The organism is Pantoea agglomerans, from assembly GCF_021397715.1.
Lineage (GTDB): Bacteria > Pseudomonadota > Gammaproteobacteria > Enterobacterales > Enterobacteriaceae > Pantoea > Pantoea astica.
Genome location: NZ_CP090207.1, coordinates 4008088 through 4029124, shown reverse-complemented (window position 1 = coordinate 4029124; position 21037 = coordinate 4008088). Strand labels below are relative to the sequence as shown.

Here is a 21037-nt window from a genome sequence, read left to right as displayed (position 1 = left end):
ACATCACATTGTTTTTAGTGATAAATGTAACTTTCATTTTCTTCGGTGAATGCTGTCACATATTTATCGGGCGTGCTGACGTAGAGTGACGCGCTACCTTCCCTTAACAGGAGTCTGAAATGACACAGTCTGACGTTTTCCATCTGGGCCTGACGAAAGCCGATCTGCAGGGCGCCACCCTGGCGATTGTGCCCGGCGATCCGGAGCGCGTGAAGAAGATTGCCGGACTGATGGAGGATGCCACGCATCTGGCCTCACACCGCGAATTTACCAGCTGGCTGGCTAAGCTGGACGGCAAACCGGTGGTGGTCTGCTCAACCGGCATCGGCGGCCCTTCCACCTCTATTGCGGTTGAAGAGCTGGCGCAGCTTGGCGTACGCACCTTCCTGCGCGTGGGCACCACCGGCGCTATCCAGCCGCACATCAACGTTGGCGATGTGCTGGTAACCACCGGGTCAGTGCGTCTTGACGGCGCCAGCCTGCATTTCGCGCCGATGGAGTTCCCGGCCGTGGCCGACTTTGCCTGTACCACGGCGCTGGTGGCCGCAGCAGAAGCCTGTGGCGCGAAGACTCATATCGGCATCACCGCCTCTTCTGACACGTTCTATCCAGGCCAGGAGCGCTACGACACCTTCTCCGGGCGAGTGGTGAATCGCTTCCAGGGATCGATGAAAGAGTGGCAGGAGATGGGCGTCCTCAACTATGAGATGGAATCCGCTACACTGTTAACCATGTGCGCCAGCCAGGGGCTGCGAGCCGGCATGGTGGCGGGCGTGATCGTTAACCGTACCCAGAAAGAGATCCCGGATGCGGTGACGATGAAACAGACCGAAAGCGATGCGGTAAAAATTGTGGTTGAAGCGGCTCGCCGCTTGTTATAACCCTTACTGTCAGGCAGCAGGTTAACGGCCGGACATAAGGCCAGCCTGCTGCCGGATAGCCCCGGCGCAGCCTTTCAACGGAAGCTGAGAGTGCCCGATGCGCAAGACTATTCCCGTTCGTCGTCCCGCCGTTAACCTGAATCCCGTTGCGCTCAATGCCCGTCTTGAGAGCAGTGCCGCACAGTTTCGCGCCGCCATGCAGCAGGGCGATTATGCGCAGGCTGCCCGCTACTGCGAAGAGGTGCTGCGCTATCAGCCCCATCAGATGCAGGTACTCAGCGACTACGCGCTCTGTCTGATGCGTCTCGGTCAGCATCACAAAGCCTACAAAACCTACCAGAAAATTTACCAGTCGCCACCGGCGGTGCGCGCTACCGCGTCAGCCACCTGGCTGGATGGCCTGACCGAAGTGTGTGGCTGGCTGGATAAGCAGGATGAGGTGACGCGTTACGGCCTGGAATCGTTGCAGCAATCGGACGCCCGTTTCCGGCAGGGCGCGCGGGTTGCGTTTCCCGCTGCGCAGCCCGAGCCGATCGACCTCAGCCAGCCGCAGCAGAATGTGATCGCCTTCAGCCTGTATGGTGACCAGCCGCGTTACTGCGAAACCCTGATTAAAAACGTTGAGGTGGCGCCTGAGCTCTATCCGGGCTGGGTGTGTCGCATCTATCTGGATGACAGCGTGCCGCAGCATGTCTGGCAACGGCTCGATCAACCGCACGTTCAGCGGATCGATATGTCCCACGAAAAAACGTTGTTCCCGACGCTGTGGCGCTTTCTGGTGATGGACGATCCCGGCGTGAAACGCTTTATCGTCCGCGATGCCGACTCGCTGCTCTCCGAGCGCGAGGTGGCGGCGGTCAACGCCTGGCTGGCGTCGCCTTACTGGTTCCATCATATGCGCGACTACTTCTCCCATACCGAACTGCTGCTGGCCGGCATGTGGGGCGGCTGTCACGGTGTTTTTCGTCAGGTCGAACAGACCATGCGCGAATTTATTGCGCAATACCGCGGCAGCGAACGCTTTACCGATCAGTCTTTCCTCAAGACGGCGCTGTGGCCAACGGTGCGTGAAAGTGTTCTCAACCATGATGAACTGTTTCATTTTCATCAGGCGCAGCCGTGGCCAGCACATCCGCCAGTGCGCTGGCAGATGCCCCGATTTCACGTCGGCAGTAATGTCGGCTTTGCCAGCCTCACCGGTCAATCCCATGCCGCCGACGGTGCCCGTCAGCAGATAGAAATGAGCGGTGACGGCAAAAGCTGGCACTACCCGGCTCAGGTGAAAAATGGCCAATGGCTGCTGCCGATGCCCTATTTCCTGATTGATGAGTGGCAGGCCGGAAAGCTGACGGTGACCGTGCGCTAAGTGGTTGAGGGCATGTAAATATATCTGGACATTCATACAGTGCGACTCTACCTTTTCCCTCAGCAGCTTGAGTCGCGGGGAAATCATGGATCAGCACATCATTATCAGCGTCTGCCTGGCGCTCGCCGGAGCAGGGATTGGCTGGATGCTGGCACAGTTACGTGCCGGGCATCAGGCCGCCAGTTTCTTAACCGAACGCCGTCTGCTGGAAGAGGCGCAGCAGCGCCAGCAGCAGCAGATGGATCAGCTTCAGCAGCAGGCACAGCAGCGTGAACAGGAGTTACGCCAGCTGCATGGCGCGCTGAGCGGCGCCAATGAGCGTCTGCAACAGCTCGACTACTGGCGCAACGAAAGCGAACAGCTTAATCGGGAACTGCGCAACCAGCTGGAGGTTAACAGTGCCCAGGAAGCAGAACTGCGAGAAGTGACCATCCGCCTTGAAGAGACCCGCTTCGCTGCCGAAGAGAAGCAGCGTCTGCTGACCAACAGCGAGCAACGCCTCAGCGCCCAGTTTGAAAATCTTGCCAACCGAATCTTTGAAAACAGCGGCCGCCGCGTCGATGAGCAGAATCGCCAGAGCCTGGACAGCCTGATTGGTCCGCTGCGCGAACAGCTGGATGGCTTCCGCCGCCAGGTGCATGAGAGCTTCGGCGCGGAGGCGCGTGAACGGCATACCCTGACCCACGAAATCCGCCAGTTACAGCAGCTTAATGCGCAAATGGCGCAGGAAGCGCTCAACCTCACCAAAGCGCTAAAAGGCGACAACAAGATTCAGGGCAACTGGGGTGAAGTGGTGCTCAGCCGGGTACTGGAAGCCTCCGGGTTGCGTGAAGGTCATGAGTATGAAACCCAGGTCAGCATTCAGTCGGAGCAGCAGGGCAGGATGCAGCCGGATGTGATTGTTCGTCTGCCGCAGGGAAAAGATGTGGTGGTGGATGCCAAAATGACGCTGGTCGCCTACGAACGTTATTTCAACGCGGAAGATGAGGTTGAGCGTGAGCAGGCGATTCAGGAACATGTCAGCGCGATGCGCAGCCACATTCGGCTGCTGGGACGTAAAGATTATCAACAATTGCCCGGTTTACGATCGCTCGATTATGTGTTGATGTTTATCCCGGTCGAGCCGGCTTTTTTGCTGGCGATCGATCGCCAGCCAGAGCTGATTGGCGAGGCGCTGCAGCAAAACATTATGCTGGTCAGCCCGACCACGCTGCTGGTGGCGCTGCGTACCATTAATAATCTGTGGCGTTACGAGCATCAGAGTCGCAATGCGCAGCGTATCGCCGATCGGGCGACCCGGCTGTATGACAAGATGCGGCTGTTTGTCGATGACATGAGCGGCATTGGTCACAGTCTGGATAAGGCGCAAATCAGCTACCGTGAAGCGATGAAAAAGCTGGCCGAAGGGCGCGGCAACCTGATTGCGCAGACGGAAGGTTTTCGTGCGCTGGGGGTCGAGGTTAAACGTTCGATTAATCCTCAGCTGGTGGAGCGGGCAATGCCGGAACATCCGGCTGCCGAAGAGCCGGATCATGACGACGATACGGATGACAGTGACATGCGTGTGAGACGCCTCCACGAATAGTATGGGCGTAGCGTGCCTGACTTCCGTGACTCTGATACACTTCGGGAAGTATTGTTTGTGGAGCAGGTAAAACCGATGGCAGATGAATCACAGCAGGAAACCACCCATTTTGGCTTTCAGACGGTCGCCAAAAGCGAAAAAGCCGACAAAGTTGCGGATGTGTTTCACTCCGTAGCGGCAAAATATGACCTGATGAACGATTTGATGTCCTTTGGCGTCCATCGTATCTGGAAGCGTTTTACCATTGACAGCAGCGGCGTACGTCGCGGACAGCGCGTGTTGGATCTGGCCGGCGGTACCGGCGATCTGACGGCTAAATTTTCTCGCCTGGTGGGCGAAACCGGCCAGGTTGTACTGGCTGATATCAACAGTTCGATGCTGAAGATGGGCCGCGAAAAACTGCGCAATCTTGGCGTGGTCGGTAACGTCAATTACGTCCAGGCCAATGCAGAAGCTCTGCCGTTCCCGGATAACTACTTCGACTGCATCACCATCTCCTTTGGTTTACGCAACGTAACGGAAAAAGAGAAGGCGCTGGCCTCGATGTTCCGTGTGCTGAAGCCGGGCGGACGCTTACTGGTGCTGGAGTTCTCCAAACCGGTGATCGATCCACTGAGCAAAGCCTATGATGCTTACTCCTTCCATATTCTGCCGCGCATCGGGCAACTGGTAGCGCAGGACGCTGAGAGCTATCGCTATCTGGCCGAATCGATCCGTATGCATCCCGATCAGGAAACCCTGAAAGCGATGATGAACGACGTCGGTTTTGAAAATACCACTTACTCCAATATGACCGGCGGCATTGTGGCCTTACACCGTGGATTTAAGTTCTGAGTGAGATGGTGATGAAGCTAACGCCCTTGATTACCGCGGGCCTGGAAACCGCGCTGAACCGCATGTTGTATCGCGATCGCGGCCTGAAGGCGGCACGGCAGCGTCTGACCGGTAAGGTCCTGACGCTGCGTCTGAGCGAGTTTTCCCATCCGCTGGTGCTGGTGTTCAGTGAACAGCAACTGGATGTGCTGGCTGACTGGCAGGACAACAGTGACTGTACGGTGATTACCTCTCTGAAAACCTTGCCGAAGCTGCGTGACCGCCAGCAACTGACGCCGCTGATTCGCAGCGGTGAGCTGCAGGTGGAAGGCGATTTGCAGGTGGTACAGCAGTTTTCCGCGCTGATGGATCTGGCCGAGCTGGACCCGGCAGAGTATCTGGCGCCCTGGGTTGGTGATATCGCGGCCCAGGGCATCAGTCAGGGCGCGCAGCGGGCATTCCGGCTGGTGAAAGGCGAAGTCGGGCGTCGACAGGATGACCTCGGTCAGGTACTGACCGAAGAGTGGCGTGTCGCGCCAGGCTCGCTCGAATTAGCCTGGTTTTCTGAGGAGGTAGACGCGATGGAACGTTCGCTTGAGGCGCTTAATGCGCGTCTGGCGCAGCTGGAGGCAAAATGAGTTTTGGAGAGATCCGCCGCTTATATTTGATCATGAAGGTGTTTTTGTCCTATGGCCTTGATGAACTGATTCCCAACACGCGCCTTACTCTTCCGCTTCGCCTGTGGCGTCGCTGCATTTTCTGGTTACCTAATCTGCATCCGCACGAACCGACCGGTGCGCGTATGCGCATGGCGATGGAGCAGCTGGGACCGGTCTGGATCAAGTTTGGTCAGATGCTGTCGACCCGCCGTGACCTGTTCCCGCCAGCTATCGCCGATCAACTGGCAATTTTGCAGGATCGGGTTGCGCCGTTTGATGGCGTCAAAGCCAAAGCACAGATCGAAGCCTCTATGGGCGCACCGATTGAAACCTGGTTTGATGATTTTGACATCAAACCGCTGGCGTCAGCCTCGATTGCCCAGGTTCACACCGCCACGCTGAAATCGACCGGCAAGAAAGTGGTGATTAAAGTCATTCGCCCCGATATTTTGCCGGTGATCAGAGCGGACATGAAGCTGATCTACCGCCTGGCGCGCTGGGTGCCGCGTCTGCTGCCCGACGGTCGTCGTCTGCGTCCGGTGGAAGTCGTACGCGATTATGAAAAAACTCTGCTTGATGAGCTGAACCTGTTACGCGAAGCCGCCAACGCCATTCAGTTACGCCGCAATTTTGAAGACAGCCGGATGCTCTACGTGCCGGAAGTCTATTCCGACTACTGCAGCGAAACCATGATGGTGATGGAACGTATTTACGGCATTCCGATTTCAGATGTTGCCACGCTGGAACGGCACGGTGTCAACATGAAGCTGCTGGCAGAGCGTGGCGTGCAGGTGTTCTTTACCCAGGTGTTCCGTGACAGCTTCTTCCATGCGGACATGCATCCGGGCAACATTTTCGTCAGCTATGAGCATCCGGAAGATCCGCAGTATATCGGCATCGATTGCGGCATTGTCGGCTCGCTTAACAAAGAAGATAAGCGCTATCTGGCGGAAAACTTTATCGCCTTCTTCAACCGCGACTACCGCAAGGTGGCGGAGCTGCACGTTGACTCAGGTTGGGTGCCGCCCGATACCAACGTTGAAGATTTTGAGTTTGCGATCCGCACCGTCTGTGAGCCGATTTTTGAAAAGCCGCTGGCCGAGATTTCGTTTGGTCACGTGCTGCTGAATCTGTTCAATACGGCGCGTCGGTTTAATATGGAAGTTCAGCCGCAGCTGGTGCTGTTGCAAAAGACCCTGCTGTATGTGGAAGGGATTGGTCGTCAGCTCTATCCGCAGCTCGACCTGTGGAAGACTGCCAAGCCGTTCCTGGAAGACTGGATCAAAGATCAGGTCGGCCTGCCCGCCATTATCCGGGCAGTGAAAGAGAAAGCGCCGTTCTGGGCTGAAAAGTTACCAGAACTGCCGGAACTGTTTTATGACAGCATGCGTCAGCATAAACTTCTGCGGCACAGCGTTGACAAATTAGTGGGCGATCTTAATGCGCAGCGTAGCCGGCATCATCAGGCACGCTATCTGTTTGGTGTCGGTGCGACCTTGCTGCTCAGCGGCACGGCAGTGCTGCTTTCACGACCGGACTGGGACCTGTTCCCGGCGGTGTTGATGGCGGCGGGCATCGTCTCATGGTTAATCGGCTGGCGTAAGACAAACTGATTGTCACTTCAGCCTAAAACACGGTAATGTCGCTGGCTCAGTCCCGAATTGAAAAGGGCGCTCTGTGGTGCATTACCGCATCGTTTTTCACAGAATATTAGAGGCTATCTCATGGGCGGTATCAGTATTTGGCAATTGTTAATTATTGCCGTGATTGTTGTACTTCTGTTCGGTACCAATAAATTGCGTAATCTGGGTTCAGATTTAGGCTCCTCGATTCGTGGCTTCAAAAAAGCCATGGGCGACGAGGATGACAAAAAGGATCAACCGAAAGAACAGGACGCTGACTTCAACGCCAAAACGCTGGCGGACAAACAGCAGACTTCGGCGACCAAAGAAGACGTTAAGAACGACAAGCAGGTGTAAACCGTGTTCGACATTGGCTTTAGTGAACTGGTATTGGTGTTCGTGATCGGGCTGATTGTACTCGGCCCGCAACGTTTACCGGTTGCGGTGAAAACCGTGGTCGGCTGGATCAGGGCGATTCGTTCGCTGGCAGCCAATGTGCAAAACGAACTGGCGCAGGAGCTGAAACTGCAGGAACTGCAGGACAGTCTGAAAAAGGTGGAAGAAGCGGGCCGCGGCACGCTATCGCCTGAGCTGAAAGAGTCGATGGAAGAGTTGCGTAAAACCGCGGATTCAATGAAACGCTCGGTCAGTCAGAGCATCGACATTGAAAAAGAGGAAGACGAAGCCAACACCATCCACTCGCCACAGCACAGCGCGCCGCAGCCGGCGGCAAATCATCCTGCATCGGCAGAAACGGCGCCGACGCCTGCGACGGCTGACCATCAGGCCAGCGCACCGGCCCAGGCACCGGCACAGCAACCAGCTGCGCCGGCTGTTTCAGCCGGGAATCCGTCCCCGGCTTCGGTAGCCAGCGCGCCAGCCCAGGCGCCGGTGAGCGCTGACGTCGCTCCGGTGAACAAACCTGACACCACCACACGCACTTCCGCCTCTCCCTCTTCTGCAAGTGATGAACGATAATGGCCGTTGAAGATACCCAACCGCTCATCAGTCATCTGATTGAGCTGCGTAAGCGACTGCTGAACTGCATCATCGCCGTATTGGTGATATTCCTGGCGCTGGTCTATTTTGCCAACGATATCTATCAACTGGTGGCGGCGCCGCTGATCAGTCAGATGCCGATTGGCTCCAGCATGATTGCCACCGATGTGGCTTCACCGTTCTTCACCCCGATCAAACTGACGATTATTGTGTCGGTGTTTCTGGCGGTGCCGGTGATCCTTTATCAGGTCTGGGCGTTTATCGCGCCTGCGCTCTATCGTCACGAACGTAAACTGGTGATGCCGCTGCTGTTTTCCAGCACCGTCCTGTTCTATGTCGGCGTGGCGTTTGCCTACTTTATCGTCTTCCCGCTGGCGTTTGGCTTTTTCACCAAAACCGCGCCGATTGGCGTCACCATGGCGACTGACATCACCAAATACCTCGATTTCGTCATGACCCTGTTTATGGCGTTTGGCGTGGCGTTTGAAGTTCCGGTGGCCATCGTGCTGCTGTGCTGGACCGGCATTACCAGCCCGGACGATTTGAAAAAGAAACGCCCCTATATTCTGGTCGGGGCGTTTGTGGTCGGCATGTTACTGACGCCGCCGGACGTTTTTTCCCAAACTTTGCTCGCTATTCCGATGTACTGCCTGTTTGAAGTCGGCGTATTCTTTTCCCGTTACTATGTGGGGAAAGGCCGTCGGGCGCAGGATGAAGAGCATCACTCCGAATCCTGACGCGATCTTTACGCCCCGCACCGGCGGGAAGAGATCAATCCGAACCGCCCTCAGGGGCGGTTTTTGTTTAGTAAACTGTGGGAAAAATTATGTTTGATATCGGTGTAAACCTGACCAGCACGCAATTCGCCTCCGACCGGCCAAAGGTGGTTAAACGCGCGCGCGAAGCGGGCGTCACCGGGATGCTGATTACCGGCACCAATGCGCTGGAGAGCCAGCAGGCGCAGAAACTGGCTGAAGATCAGCCGGGCTTCTGCTGGTCCACCGCGGGCGTCCATCCGCACCACGCCAGTGAATGGTCAACGGAGATCGCCAGCACGCTGCGCCGGCTGGCGGAGAAACCGGAAGTGGTCGCTATCGGTGAATGCGGGCTCGATTTTAACCGTAACCTGTCAGCCCATGAGCAACAGGAGTATGCGTTTGAGGCGCAGCTGGCGCTGGCAGCCGAACTGAATATGCCGGTGTTTCTGCACTGTCGCGAAGCCCATGCGCGCTTTGCGGCGATCGTTGCGCCCTGGCTGCCAAAACTGCCGGGGGCGGTGATCCACTGCTTTACCGGCACGCGCGAAGAGCTGGAAGCGTGCCTGGCGATGGGGTTATCGGTGGGGATTACGGGCTGGGTCTGCGATGAACGCCGCGGACTTGAACTGCGTGAAATGCTGCCGCTGATTCCGGCTGACAAGCTGCTGCTGGAGACCGATGCGCCCTATCTGCTGCCGCGCGACATGCGCCCGCGGCCAACCTCTCGTCGTAATGAGCCCTGCTTTTTACCGCATATTGTGAATCAGGTGGCGACATGGCGTGGCGAGAGTAGCGAGGCGCTGGCGGCCCGCGTCGATCAGAATGCGCGTACGCTGTTCAGACTGGCTTAAATCTTGCGGAACTGCTTGTTATCCACGCTGCGCATCACCTGCTTATTCAGCAGATTGAGCAGCAGGATAGAGCGGGTTTCGCCATCCGGTTCGGCAAAGATGGCGCGCAGTCCTTCAAACGTTCCTTCGGTGATGACCACTTCATCACCGATTTGTGGCGTTTCAGGATCGAGCATAATCTGCGGCACGTCGGTTTCCAGCGCTTCAATCACCGCTGGCGGCACCGTGGCGGGCGTGGTGCCAAACCGCACAAAATGACTGACGCCGCGCGTACTGCTGATGGTGGTGGTATGAATCGCTTCCGGATCAAATTCAATAAACAGATAGTTAGGAAACAGCGGTTCACTCACCGTGGTGCGTTTACCGCGCACGATCTTTTCCAGAGCGATCATTGGGCTGAGGCAATTCACTTCTTGCCGCTCCAGATGCTCCTTCGCGCGCAATAGCTGACCACGTTTGCAATAGAGTAAATACCAGGATTCCATAACCGCTCCCATCGAATGGACGCTAAGAATAGCAAACCTGCTGCCAGAGTTATAGCGCATCGGGCAGGGGAAAAGCGCACCGCGCAGAAAATAAACTGAGACTTTTCTTAAGATGCCGGATAGCGACAGAAAAGGCGATTGGAAATTGACGTTTCACCCTGCTCTGTATCAGACTCGATGGCCATCATACCGGCGAAAAGGATCATCTGATGAAACTCTTTTTGTTAAGCAACGGCAAGCTGGCGGATGATGCGCCGCTGCTGGGTTATGCACAGCCGCAGTTACACGCCATGATTGCCCGACGCGCTATCCGTTCGGCAGTCCTGATCCCTTACGCCATTATTCGTGGCGATCATACGCAGCGCGCCGCCGATCTCAGTGCATCGCTGGGCATTCCGGTGCGTACTCTGGACGCGTTTGCCTCGCCTGCTGAGGCCATCGCCCAGGCGGAGCTGATTCTGGTCAGCGGCGGCAATACCTGGTTACTGAATCAGATGCTGCATGAACAGGGGCTGATCGTGGCGATACAGCGTGCGGTGCGTGAGCGGCAGGTGCCGTACGTCGGCTGGAGCGCCGGTTGTAATGTGGCGACGCCGTCGATTCGCACCACCAATGATATGCCGGTGCGGAGCAGCGTGGTGCTGCCTGCGCTGGGGCTGTTCCCGGTGCAGATCAATCCTCACTACCTGGATGCCAGCGCCACCGGTCATATGGGCGAAACACGCGACGAGCGGCTGGCGGAGTTCTGTGCCGTTAATCCAGCCGAATCGGTCATTGCCCTGCGTGAAGGCAGTTTTCTGCATCTGCATGACGATCGGCTACGCTATCACAGCGTCCGCAACGAAGACTTTAAGGTATTCCGCCACGGCGAGCCGATTCAGGCTTACCACGATACCCGCGCGCTGCAGCCGCTGGTCCCTTTTCGCTGTGATTAAGGTTGCCGTATAAACCTCAACACAACCGCATAATCAGCCCTATAATGGCCGATTCACTCTGGCCGGAAAGCTAAAGCCGCATGAAATATCACGATTTAAGAGACTTTCTCGCGCTGCTCGAACAGCGCGGTGAGTTAAAAAGAATTAAGCAGTCGATTGATCCTGTTCTGGAAATGACCGAAATCGCTGACCGTACGCTGCGTGCCGGCGGCCCGGCGCTGCTGTTTGAAAACCCGAAAGGGTATGACATGCCGGTACTGTGTAACCTGTTTGGCACGCCAAAGCGCGTCGCCATGGGGATGGGTCAGGAAGAGGTGAGTGCACTGCGGGAAGTAGGCAAACTGCTGGCGTTTCTGAAAGAGCCGGAGCCACCAAAGGGCTTTCGCGATCTGTTCGATAAGATGCCGCAGTTTAAGCAGGTGCTCAACATGCCGACCAAACGCCTGCGTAATGCGCCCTGTCAGGAAGTGGTGTTCAGCGGTGATGAGGTCGACTTGTCGCGCATTCCGGTGATGAAGTGCTGGCCGGGCGATGCCGCGCCGCTGATTACCTGGGGTCTGACCGTCACCCGCGGTCCGCATAAAGAGCGGCAGAATCTCGGTATCTATCGCCAGCAGGTCATCGGCAAAAATCGTCTGATTATGCGCTGGCTGTCGCACCGGGGCGGCGCGCTCGATTTTCAGGAGTGGAGCAAAGCGCATCCGGGCGAACGTTTTCCGGTCTCGGTGGCACTCGGAGCTGATCCTGCCACCATTCTCGGTGCGGTAACGCCGGTGCCGGATACGCTGTCAGAATATGCGTTTGCCGGTTTGTTGCGCGGCAATAAAACCGAAGTGGTGAAATGCCTGTCGAACGATCTCGAAGTTCCCGCCAGCGCGGAGATCGTGCTGGAAGGCTACATCGAAGCGGGCGACATGGCGCCGGAAGGGCCTTACGGCGATCACACCGGCTACTACAATGAAGTAGATAGCTTCCCGGTATTTACCGTGACGCACATTACCCAGCGACATCAGGCCATCTATCACTCCACCTATACCGGCCGTCCACCGGATGAGCCCGCCGTGCTGGGTGTGGCGTTGAATGAAGTGCTGGTGCCGATTCTGATTAAGCAGTTCCCGGAAATTGTCGATTTCTACCTGCCGCCGGAAGGTTGCTCCTATCGGCTGGCGGTTGTGACCATTAAAAAGCAGTACGCGGGACATGCCAAACGGGTAATGTTTGGCGTCTGGTCGTTTCTGCGGCAGTTCATGTACACCAAATTTGTTATTGTGTGTGACGATGATGTTAATGCGCGTGACTGGAATGATGTGATCTGGGCAATTACCACCCGCATGGATCCGGCGCGTGACACCGTGTTAGTGGAAAATACGCCGATCGATTATCTCGATTTCGCCTCACCGGTTTCCGGGCTGGGGTCGAAGATGGGGATGGATGCCACTAACAAATGGCCGGGCGAAACGCAGCGCGAATGGGGCACCCCGATCGTAAAAGATCCTGCGATTACCGCGCGCATTGACGCTATCTGGGATGAGTTAGGTATTTTTGATCAGCCGCCACAGCGTTGATGGCGAGCACAACCATAAAGACGACCCGACAGAGGGAACGCATGACAACGTTAAGCTGTAAAGTAACTTCAGTTGAAGCGATTACCGACACGGTGTATCGCGTTCGCCTGATTCCGGAAGCGGATTTCAGTTTTCGCGCGGGACAGTATCTGATGGTGGTGATGGATGAGCGTGATAAGCGCCCGTTCTCACTGGCCTCAACGCCAATGGAAAAGGATATCATTGAGCTGCACATCGGCGCGTCCGATCTCAACCTGTACGCGATGGCGGTGATGGATCGCATCCGTGACGATCGTCAGATCACCGTCGACATGCCGCACGGTGATGCCTGGCTGCGCGAAGAGAGCAGCAAACCGTTGATTCTGATCGCGGGCGGTACCGGCTTCTCCTATGCCCGTTCCATTCTGCTGACCGCGTTAGCGCAGCAGCCGGAGCGTGATATCGCCATCTACTGGGGCGGACGTGAGCTGAAGCATCTGTATGACCTGGATGAGCTGGATGCGCTGGCGGTGAAACACCCCAACCTGAAGGTGATTCCGGTGGTCGAGCAGCCGGACGCGGGCTGGCAGGGACGGTCGGGTACGGTGCTGACCGCGGTGATGCAGGATTTCAGTACGCTGAGCGAGCATGAGATCTACATTGCTGGCCGTTTCGAGATGGCTAAGATCGCGCGCGATCGCTTCTGTGCCGAGCGCGGTGCACTGGAGTCGCAGATGTATGGTGATGCTTTCGCCTTCATCTGATCGACAACAGGCCGAAAGAAAAAACCCGCCCATCACGGGCGGGTAAATCGGACAAAGAAGTGACCCAACGTATTACAGACGCTCGAATACGGTGGCAATACCCTGACCTAAACCAATGCACATGGTCGCCAGACCAAACTGCGCATCGCGTCGCGCCATGATGTTAAGCAACGTGGTACTGATACGCGCCCCGGAACAGCCCAGCGGGTGACCCAGCGCAATGGCTCCGCCATTCAGATTGACCTTCTCATCGAGCCGATCCAGCAGACCTAAATCTTTTATGCAGGGCAACGTTTGTGCTGCAAACGCCTCGTTGAGTTCAAACACGTCAATATCATTGACGCTCAGACCAGCACGTTTCAGCGCCAGCTTGCTGGCTGGCACCGGACCGTAGCCCATGATCGACGGGTCGCAGCCAACTACCGCCATACTCCGGATACGGGCGCGTGGCGTCAGTCCCAGTTCACGGGCGCGGGATTCGCTCATTACCAGCATCGCGGCCGCGCCATCAGACAGGGCTGATGAGGTGCCCGCTGTTACCGTGCCATTGACCGGATCAAACGCCGGACGCAGTGCCGCCAGGCCTTCGGCGCTGGTCTCTTCACGGATCACCTCATCGTAATCGTAGCGTTTGAGAATGCCGTCGCTGTCGTGACCAGCGGTGGCGACGATCTCCGATTTGAAATCACCGCGCTGGGTGGCCTGCCAGGCGCGCTGGTGCGAGCGCAGGGCAAACGCATCCTGCTGTTCACGGCTGATATGATGCATACGCGCCAGCATTTCGGCAGTCAATCCCATCATTCCGGCCGCTTTGGCGACGGTGCGGCCAAGACCCGGATGAAAATCGACGCCGTGACTCATCGGTACGTGCCCCATGTGTTCCACGCCGCCAATCAGGCAGCTGTGCGCATCGCCGACCATAATGGCGCGCGCCGCGTCGTGCAGTGCCTGCATCGACGAGCCACACAGGCGGTTGACGGTCGTCGCCGGAACCGAGTGCGGTATTTCAGCCAGCAGCGCGGCGTTACGCGCGATGTTAAACCCCTGTTCCAGCGTCTGCTGCACGCAGCCCCAGACAATGTCGTCCAGCGAGGCAGGATTGACCGCCGGGTTGCGGCTCAGCAGTTCACGCATCAGATGGGCGGAAAGATCCTCGGCACGTACATGACGAAAAGCACCGCCTTTTGAACGTCCCATCGGCGTGCGTACCGCATCAATAATCACCACATTTTCCATATTCATGCCCTCAGGCGCTTTTCAGCGCGGCTTCGTCAATTGGTTTGGCGGCGGGATACCAGCTCTGATGCTGATGCGCTTTTTGCACCAGCAGTTCAGGCAATTCATACAGGCCGCCGAGTGCGCTGTAGCGCCGGGCCTGATCGACCACGTTACTGTTGCCTAAGGTATCGAGATAGCGGAAGGCGCCACCGCGGAAGGGCGGGAAGCCGAGACCGTACACCAGTGCCATATCCGCTTCGGCCGGCGAGGCGATGATCTTCTCCTGCAGGCAGCGCACCACTTCATTCAGCATCGGCAGCATCATGCGATTCAGGATCTCTTCATCGCTGAAGACCCGCTTAGGCTGACAAACCTGTTGCAGCAGAGTGTCGACCTCGCTGTCCGCCACTTTTTTCGGTTTGCCCTTTTTGTCGTTTTCCCAGCGCCAGAAGCCTTTGCCATTTTTCTGACCGAAACGACCGGCCTCAAACAGCATATCGATCGCATCGCGATAGTCGTGCTTCATACGCTGCGGGAAACCTTCCGCCATTACGCTTTGCGCATGATGCGCGGTATCAATGCCAACCACATCCAGCAGCCATGACGGTCCCATTGGCCAGCCAAACTGTTTTTCCATCACTTTATCAATCTGACGGAAGTCGGCACCGTCGCGCAGCAGCAGGCTGAAGGCGGCGAAGTAGGGGAACAGCACCCGATTGACGAAGAAGCCGGGGCAATCATTGACCACAATCGGGGTTTTACCCATTTTGCTGGCCCAGGCCACCACTTTGCTCAGAGTTGCTTCACTGGTTTTCTCGCCACGCACCACTTCAACCAGCGGCATACGCGGCACCGGATTGAAGAAGTGCATGCCGCAGAAATTTTCCGGACGCTGCAGCGCCTGGGCCAGCTGGCTGATGGGAATGGTGGAAGTATTAGAGGCCAGGATGGCATCGTCACGCAGATGCTGTTCGGTTTCAGCCAGCACCTTCGCTTTGATCTGCGGGTTTTCGACCACGGCTTCGACCACCACGTCGGCGTGCTCGAAACCGGCGTAATCCAGCGTAGGCTGTATGGTCGCAATCACGCTGGCCAGCTTGTTGCCGTCAATTTTGCCGCGCTCCAGCAGCTTATTCAGCAGCTTGCTGGCTTCATTCATGCCGAGCGTCAGCGCCTGTGGATTGATGTCCTTCATTTTGACCGGCACACCTTTCCACGCTGACTGGTAGCTGATGCCGCCACCCATAATGCCAGCACCCAACACGGCCGCCTGCGCTGGCGCGCCGCTTTCGCTGCCGCGTTTTTTCGCCAGCCCTTTAACATATTGATCGTTGAGGAAGATACCGACCAGCGCCCGCGCTTCGTCAGACTGGGCCAGCGGGACAAAAGCGGCATTTTCCAGTTTTAGTGCATCATCACGGCCAAGACCGGCGGCCGCTTCAATGGTTTTTACCGCCATCATCGGTGCCGGATAATGTTTGCCTGCGGTCTGCATCACCATGCTTTTGGCCAGGGTGAAGCTCATTGCGGCTTCAATCGGACTCAGTTTCAGCGGTGCCAGTTTCGGTGCCCGGCGCGCGCGCCAACTGCCATCGAGCGCCGCGGCCTTCAGCATGGTGATACCCGCCTCGCGCAGTTTATCGCGGTGCACCACCGCATCGACCAGACCGAGTTTAAGCGCCGCGTTTCCGTCGACGTCTTTACCGGCGGCGATGATCTCCATGGCGCTGTCGGCACCTAACAGACGCGGCAGACGCACGCTGCCGCCGAAGCCTGGCATGATACCGAGTTTCGTTTCCGGCAGGCCGATGCGGGCGTCGGCAGTGGCGACACGCAGATCGGTGGCCAGTACGCATTCACATCCGCCCCCCAGCGCGTAGCCATCGATAGCGGCCAGTGTCGGCACCGGCAAATCTTCCAGCCGGTTAAAAATAGTGTTGGCGTAGCTCAGCCACTGACTGAGTTTTTCGGTCGGTGCGTCAAACAGCGAGAGGAACTCGGTGATGTCAGCGCCGACAATAAACGCCGGTTTAGCTGAGCTGAGCAGCACGCCGCGCAGGTCAGACTGCTGCTCCAGCACCGCAATGGCTTCGCCCAGGCTGGCGACGGTTTGCGTATCAAGCTTATTGACCGAGCCAGGGGCATCAAAAACCAGCTCGGCGATGCCATCGTCCAGCCAGCGAAGAGAAAGGTTAGCGCCTTGGTAGAGCATGTGCGTCTCCTGAAACCGCGGAAAAGTGATCTGGTCATACCAGATGATCGAGAGTGTGGGAGTGATGTTAATTTTTTGCAAACGGCTCTTTGCTTATTTGCTAACAAGATCACAGCCGCTCTCAACGCGGCATCCGATTAAGGGGTATGCTAAACTGCGGCCATTTCGCGACACTGGAGAGACGTCAATGGATTCACTGAAGACCTTGTATCACGCGCATATCGCCACGTTGCAGCAACGGGCGCAGCAGGTGCTGGCACACAATAAACTGGATGCGATGTTGATCCATTCCGGTGAGTTGTTGACGGTGTTTCTGGATGATCACACCTATCCGTTCAAGGTCAATCCGCAGTTTAAGGCCTGGGTGCCGGTGACCCAGGTGCCGAACTGCTGGCTGTGGGTTGATGGCGTAAATAAACCGAAGTTATGGTTTTACTCGCCGGTGGACTACTGGCACAACGTTGAGCCGCTGCCGGAAAGTTTCTGGACCGCAGATATTGAGGTCATCGGCCTGAAAAATGCCGATGAGATTGCGCAGCTGCTACCTGCTCAGCGTGAGAATGTCGCCTATATCGGTCCGGTAAATGCGCGGGCAGCGCAACTTGGCATCAGCTCCGGCAATATCAATCCCAAAGCGGTGATCGATTTCCTGCATTACCATCGCAGCATCAAAACCGAGTATGAGCTGGTCTGTATGCGCCAGGCGCAGAAGCTGGCCGTGGCCGGACATCGCGCCGCCAAAGAGGCCTTCTCTGCCGGTTTAAGTGAATTTGATATCAACCAGGCCTATCTGACCGCTACCGGCCACCGCGATACCGACGTGCCTTACGGCAATATCATTGCGCTGAATGAACACGCGGCGGTGCTGCACTACACCCGTCTGGATCATCAGCCGCCGGCAAAGCGCCACAGCTTCTTAATTGATGCGGGTGCCGAATATCTTGGCTATGCCGCGGATTTGACCCGCAGCTACGCGGCGCAGAGCGGTTCGCTGTATGCCCGGATGGTCGAGGCGATGAATGCGGAAGAGCTGGCGCTGATCGCCACGCTGAAGCCGGGCGTGCGTTACACCGATTATCATCTGCAGATGCATCAGCGTATCGCTAAGATGTTGCTGAAGTTCGAGCTGGTGCAGGGTATCAGCGAAGAGGCGCTGGTGGCGGAAGATCTGACCGGGCCGTTCATGCCGCATGGATTAGGACATCCGCTCGGCCTGCAGGTGCATGATGTCGCCGGGTTTATGCAGGATGAGCAGGGCACCCACCTTGCGGCGCCCGCGCAATATCCTTATCTGCGCTGCACCCGCGTGCTGCAGCCCGGCATGGTATTAACCATCGAGCCAGGTTTCTATATTATTGATTCTCTGCTGGCGCCGCTGCGTGAAGGCCGCTTCAGCCAGCATTTCAACTGGCAGGCCATTGATGCGCTCAGGCCTTACGGCGGGATTCGCATTGAGGATAACGTGGTGATCCATGCGCATCGCGTTGAGAACATGACCCGCGACCTGCATCTGGCCTGATGGACGCTTTTGATATTCCCGCTGTGGCTGTCAGCCTCAGTGAGGAGACCATCAAAAAGAGCCGCTTTATTACGCTGCTGGCCCACACCGACGGCGTTGAGGCGGCGCGCGCGTTTGTCCAGCAGGTAAAAAATGAGCATCCCGCTGCCCGGCATCACTGCTGGGCCTGGGTGGCCGGTGCGCCAGATGATTCACAACAGCTGGGTTTCTCGGACGATGGGGAGCCGTCGGGTACTGCAGGCAAACCGATGCTGGCGCAGTTGATGGGGGCCGGTATCGGTGAAATTACCGCGGTGGTGGTGCGCTATTACGGAGGCATCATGCTGGGCACGGGCGGATTAGTGAAAGCATATGGCGGCGGCGTGCAGCAGGGCCTCAGGCAACTGCCGCGACAGCGTAAAGTGCCGATGAAACAGTTTACGTTGCAATGCGACTATGCGCAGCTCAGCGATATCGAACGGCTGGTGCAGCGCGTCGAAGGCAAAGTCACTGACAGCCAGTACCAGGACCGCATCGTACTGACGCTGGCTCTGCCTTATGGACAAATCGACGGATTCCAGCAAAATCTGTCAGACTTTAGTCGGGGCGCGTTATCGCTTATCCCGCTCACACCTTGATGTTCTTCTCTTTTATTTAAAGGAACGGCTGAATGCACTTTCGCGCCATTACCCGCATAGTCGGTCTGCTGGTGATCCTCTTTTCAGTGACGATGATTTTGCCCGGCCTGGTCGCATTAATTTATCGTGACGGTGCCGGTCGGGCCTTTAGCCAGACCTTTATGATGGCGCTGGTGATCGGCTCGCTGTTGTGGTGGCCAAACCGCAAACAGAAGACCGAACTCAAGCCACGCGAAGGATTTTTGATTGTGGTGCTGTTCTGGACGGTGCTGGGCAGCGTGGGGGCGATGCCGTTTATCTTTGCTGAACAGCCGCACCTGTCGGTAACTGACGCATTCTTCGAATCGTTCTCTGGTCTGACGACCACCGGCGCAACAACGCTGGTCGGACTCGATTCGCTGCCAAAGGCGATTCTGTTCTATCGGCAGATGCTGCAGTGGCTCGGCGGTATGGGGATCATCGTATTAGCGGTAGCGATATTACCGATACTGGGTGTCGGAGGAATGCAGCTTTATCGCGCGGAGATGCCGGGACCGCTGAAAGATAACAAAATGCGGCCGCGCATTGCCGAAACAGCCAAGACCCTGTGGTTGATCTACGTTCTGCTCACGGTGGCCTGTGCGCTGGCCTTGTGGCTGGCGGGGATGCCAGCCTTTGACGCGATAGGGCACAGCTTCTCGACTATCGCTATCGGAGGCTTTTCCACTCACGATGCCAGTATCGGCTACTTTAATAGCGGCACCATTAATACCATCGTGGCGGTGTTTCTGCTGATCTCCGGCTGTAACTACGGTCTGCACTTTGCCATGCTGAGTGGCCGTAATCTGCGCGTCTACTGGCGTGACCCGGAGTTACGGATGTTTATCGGCGTCCAGCTGACGCTGGTGTTGATCTGCACGCTGGTGCTCTGGTTCCACAATGTTTACGCCAGTGGCTGGCAGACGCTGAACCAGGCGTTCTTCCAGGTGGTTTCCATGGCGACCACTGCCGGTTTCACCACCGACAGCATCGCACGCTGGCCGCTGTTCCTGCCGGTGCTGCTGCTCTGCTCCGCCTTTATTGGTGGCTGTGCCGGTTCAACCGGTGGTGGCCTGAAGGTGATCCGCATCCTGCTGTTGTGCAAGCAGGGGAACCGGGAACTTAAACGTCTGGTCCACCCGAATGCGGTTTACACCATCAAGCTGGGTAACCGGGCGCTGCCGGAGCGTATCCTTGAGGCGGTCTGGGGATTCTTCTCCGCTTATGCGCTGGTGTTTCTGATCAGTATGCTGGCCATTATCGCTACCGGCGTGGATGACTTCTCGGCCTTTGCTGCTGTCGCTGCCACGCTCAATAACCTCGGCCCCGGCCTGGGTGTGGTCGCGGATAACTTCACCTCAATGAATGATGTGGCGAAGTGGATATTGATCTCCACCATGCTATTCGGGCGTCTCGAGGTCTTTACCTTGCTGGTGCTGTTCACGCCGACCTTCTGGCGTGAGTAATTAAAAAAGGATGCTGAAATGAAAGCGCTGATTCTCTACTCGACCCGTGACGGACAAACGCAAAAAATCGCCTCTTATATTGCTGAGCAGATCGGTCAGCAGCAGAACTGTGATGTGCTGAATATTCAGGAGGCCACTACACCTGACTGGGCAGAGTACGATCGGGTGCTGATTGGCGCATCGATTCGTTATGGTCACTTCCAGCCGGTAGTCGACAAATTCGTTAAGCAGCATCTGCACGAATTGCAGCAGCGCACCAGTGGCTTCTTCTCTGTGAACCTGACAGCGCGCAAACCCGAGAAGCGTTCTCCGGAAACCAATGCCTATACCCAGAAGTTCTTAACACAGTCGCCGTGGCAGCCAGATTGCTGTGCGGTATTTGCGGGCGCGCTCTATTATCCGCGTTATCGCTGGTTTGACCGCGTCATGATTCAGTTGATCATGCGAATGACCGGTGGCGAGACCGATTCTACTAAAGAAGTGGAGTACACCGATTGGCAACAGGTCAGCCGTTTTGCCAATGATTTTGCACAGTTACCAGGCAAATTGTAGCGAAATAACGCGATTTGATGAAAATTACTTCGAACGATAATCTTTTTGCAATAAACGCTTGTCAGCCCGCGCGAACTCCCTATAATGCGCCTCCATCGACACGGAACAACGGCTTACCGGCCGCCGGGTTGAGAGGCACAGGAGACTGCGCCGCCGGAGAAAAACTTCCCAAA

Annotated in this window: 20 protein-coding genes; 17 read left to right on the top strand and 3 right to left on the bottom strand. The window is 56.8% G+C overall.

The features are described from left to right. The first annotated feature begins 119 nt into the window (after window positions 1-119). From udp to tatD, 10 genes are all read left to right on the top strand, one after another. On the top strand, window positions 120-881 hold the full coding sequence (gene udp / locus LZU96_RS19120) for a uridine phosphorylase (RefSeq protein WP_031375022.1): 762 nt from the start codon (window positions 120-122) through the stop codon (window positions 879-881). 97 nt (window positions 882-978) lie between these two features. Next, complete coding sequence (locus LZU96_RS19115; RefSeq protein ID WP_233985630.1) at window positions 979-2247, top strand: tetratricopeptide repeat protein; 1269 nt, start codon at window positions 979-981, stop codon at window positions 2245-2247. 85 nt (window positions 2248-2332) lie between these two features. Further along, window positions 2333-3832: a DNA recombination protein RmuC gene (gene rmuC, locus LZU96_RS19110; RefSeq protein ID WP_233985629.1), complete on the top strand. Its 1500-nt coding sequence runs from the start codon at window positions 2333-2335 to the stop codon at window positions 3830-3832. Window positions 3833-3907: 75 nt separating this feature from the next. Further along, complete coding sequence (gene ubiE / locus LZU96_RS19105; RefSeq protein ID WP_094120807.1) at window positions 3908-4666, top strand: bifunctional demethylmenaquinone methyltransferase/2-methoxy-6-polyprenyl-1,4-benzoquinol methylase UbiE; 759 nt, start codon at window positions 3908-3910, stop codon at window positions 4664-4666. Between the two features lie 11 nt (window positions 4667-4677). Next, window positions 4678-5283 carry a ubiquinone biosynthesis protein UbiJ gene (gene ubiJ / locus LZU96_RS19100; protein ID WP_233985628.1) on the top strand — a complete coding sequence of 202 codons (606 nt, stop codon included), beginning with the start codon at window positions 4678-4680 and terminating at the stop codon, window positions 5281-5283. Further along, entirely contained in the window at window positions 5280-6917 is a 1638-nt protein-coding gene (ubiB, locus tag LZU96_RS19095) for a ubiquinone biosynthesis regulatory protein kinase UbiB (RefSeq protein WP_233985626.1), read from the top strand. The genes ubiJ and ubiB overlap by 4 nt, the downstream gene beginning before the upstream one ends. Before the next feature lie 111 nt (window positions 6918-7028). Then, window positions 7029-7283: a Sec-independent protein translocase subunit TatA gene (gene tatA, locus LZU96_RS19090; RefSeq protein WP_094120809.1), complete on the top strand. Its 255-nt coding sequence runs from the start codon at window positions 7029-7031 to the stop codon at window positions 7281-7283. A gap of 3 nt (window positions 7284-7286) precedes the next feature. Continuing rightward, window positions 7287-7904 (top strand): Sec-independent protein translocase protein TatB, encoded by a 618-nt coding sequence (gene tatB, locus LZU96_RS19085; protein ID WP_233985625.1) that lies wholly within the window; start codon window positions 7287-7289, stop codon window positions 7902-7904. Continuing rightward, window positions 7904-8662, top strand: coding sequence for a Sec-independent protein translocase subunit TatC (gene tatC, locus LZU96_RS19080; RefSeq protein WP_233985623.1), 759 nt, complete (start codon window positions 7904-7906; stop codon window positions 8660-8662). Before tatB ends, tatC begins: the two co-directional genes overlap by 1 nt. Before the next feature lie 89 nt (window positions 8663-8751). Continuing rightward, entirely contained in the window at window positions 8752-9534 is a 783-nt protein-coding gene (gene tatD / locus LZU96_RS19075) for a 3'-5' ssDNA/RNA exonuclease TatD (protein ID WP_233985622.1), read from the top strand. Here the strand turns inward: tatD and rfaH are convergent. Then, window positions 9531-10019, bottom strand: coding sequence for a transcription/translation regulatory transformer protein RfaH (gene rfaH / locus LZU96_RS19070; RefSeq protein WP_094120813.1), 489 nt, complete (start codon window positions 10017-10019; stop codon window positions 9531-9533). The two genes, tatD and rfaH, sit on opposite strands and share 4 nt — an antisense overlap. Window positions 10020-10228: 209 nt before the next feature. Between rfaH and pepE the strand changes: the two genes are divergently transcribed. The 3 genes from pepE (at window position 10229) to fre (ending at window position 13262) form a co-directional block, all read left to right on the top strand. Then, window positions 10229-10954, top strand: coding sequence for a dipeptidase PepE (gene pepE, locus LZU96_RS19065; protein ID WP_233985620.1), 726 nt, complete (start codon window positions 10229-10231; stop codon window positions 10952-10954). Between the two features lie 80 nt (window positions 10955-11034). Next, window positions 11035-12519 carry a 4-hydroxy-3-polyprenylbenzoate decarboxylase gene (gene ubiD, locus LZU96_RS19060; protein ID WP_046289563.1) on the top strand — a complete coding sequence of 495 codons (1485 nt, stop codon included), beginning with the start codon at window positions 11035-11037 and terminating at the stop codon, window positions 12517-12519. Between the two features lie 41 nt (window positions 12520-12560). Continuing rightward, window positions 12561-13262 carry an NAD(P)H-flavin reductase gene (fre, locus tag LZU96_RS19055; protein WP_233985619.1) on the top strand — a complete coding sequence of 234 codons (702 nt, stop codon included), beginning with the start codon at window positions 12561-12563 and terminating at the stop codon, window positions 13260-13262. A 72-nt stretch (window positions 13263-13334) separates the two neighbouring features. Here the strand turns inward: fre and fadA are convergent, their stop codons facing one another. Both fadA and fadB read right to left on the bottom strand, forming a co-directional pair. Next, the gene (fadA, locus tag LZU96_RS19050) at window positions 13335-14498 is read right to left on the bottom strand and encodes an acetyl-CoA C-acyltransferase FadA (protein ID WP_233988237.1); all 1164 of its coding nucleotides are present in this window, start codon (window positions 14496-14498) and stop codon (window positions 13335-13337) included. A 10-nt stretch (window positions 14499-14508) separates the two neighbouring features. Further along, window positions 14509-16692: a fatty acid oxidation complex subunit alpha FadB gene (gene fadB / locus LZU96_RS19045; RefSeq protein WP_233985618.1), complete on the bottom strand. Its 2184-nt coding sequence runs from the start codon at window positions 16690-16692 to the stop codon at window positions 14509-14511. A gap of 187 nt (window positions 16693-16879) precedes the next feature. Here fadB and pepQ point away from each other — a divergent pair, with 187 nt between their 5' ends. From pepQ to hemG, 4 genes are read left to right on the top strand one after another with little or no spacing between them, the layout of a single operon-like run. After that, on the top strand, window positions 16880-18211 hold the full coding sequence (pepQ, locus tag LZU96_RS19040) for a Xaa-Pro dipeptidase (protein ID WP_233985617.1): 1332 nt from the start codon (window positions 16880-16882) through the stop codon (window positions 18209-18211). Further along, a complete protein-coding gene (locus LZU96_RS19035) occupies window positions 18211-18828 on the top strand; it encodes an IMPACT family protein (protein WP_233985615.1) in 618 nt (205 codons plus the stop codon). The genes pepQ and LZU96_RS19035 overlap by 1 nt, the downstream gene beginning before the upstream one ends. 32 nt (window positions 18829-18860) lie before the next feature. Beyond that, the gene (trkH, locus tag LZU96_RS19030) at window positions 18861-20312 is read left to right on the top strand and encodes a Trk system potassium transporter TrkH (RefSeq protein ID WP_094120821.1); all 1452 of its coding nucleotides are present in this window, start codon (window positions 18861-18863) and stop codon (window positions 20310-20312) included. Between the two features lie 18 nt (window positions 20313-20330). Further along, the gene (gene hemG / locus LZU96_RS19025; protein WP_233985614.1) at window positions 20331-20864 is read left to right on the top strand and encodes a menaquinone-dependent protoporphyrinogen IX dehydrogenase; all 534 of its coding nucleotides are present in this window, start codon (window positions 20331-20333) and stop codon (window positions 20862-20864) included. Window positions 20865-21037: the final 173 nt, after the last annotated feature.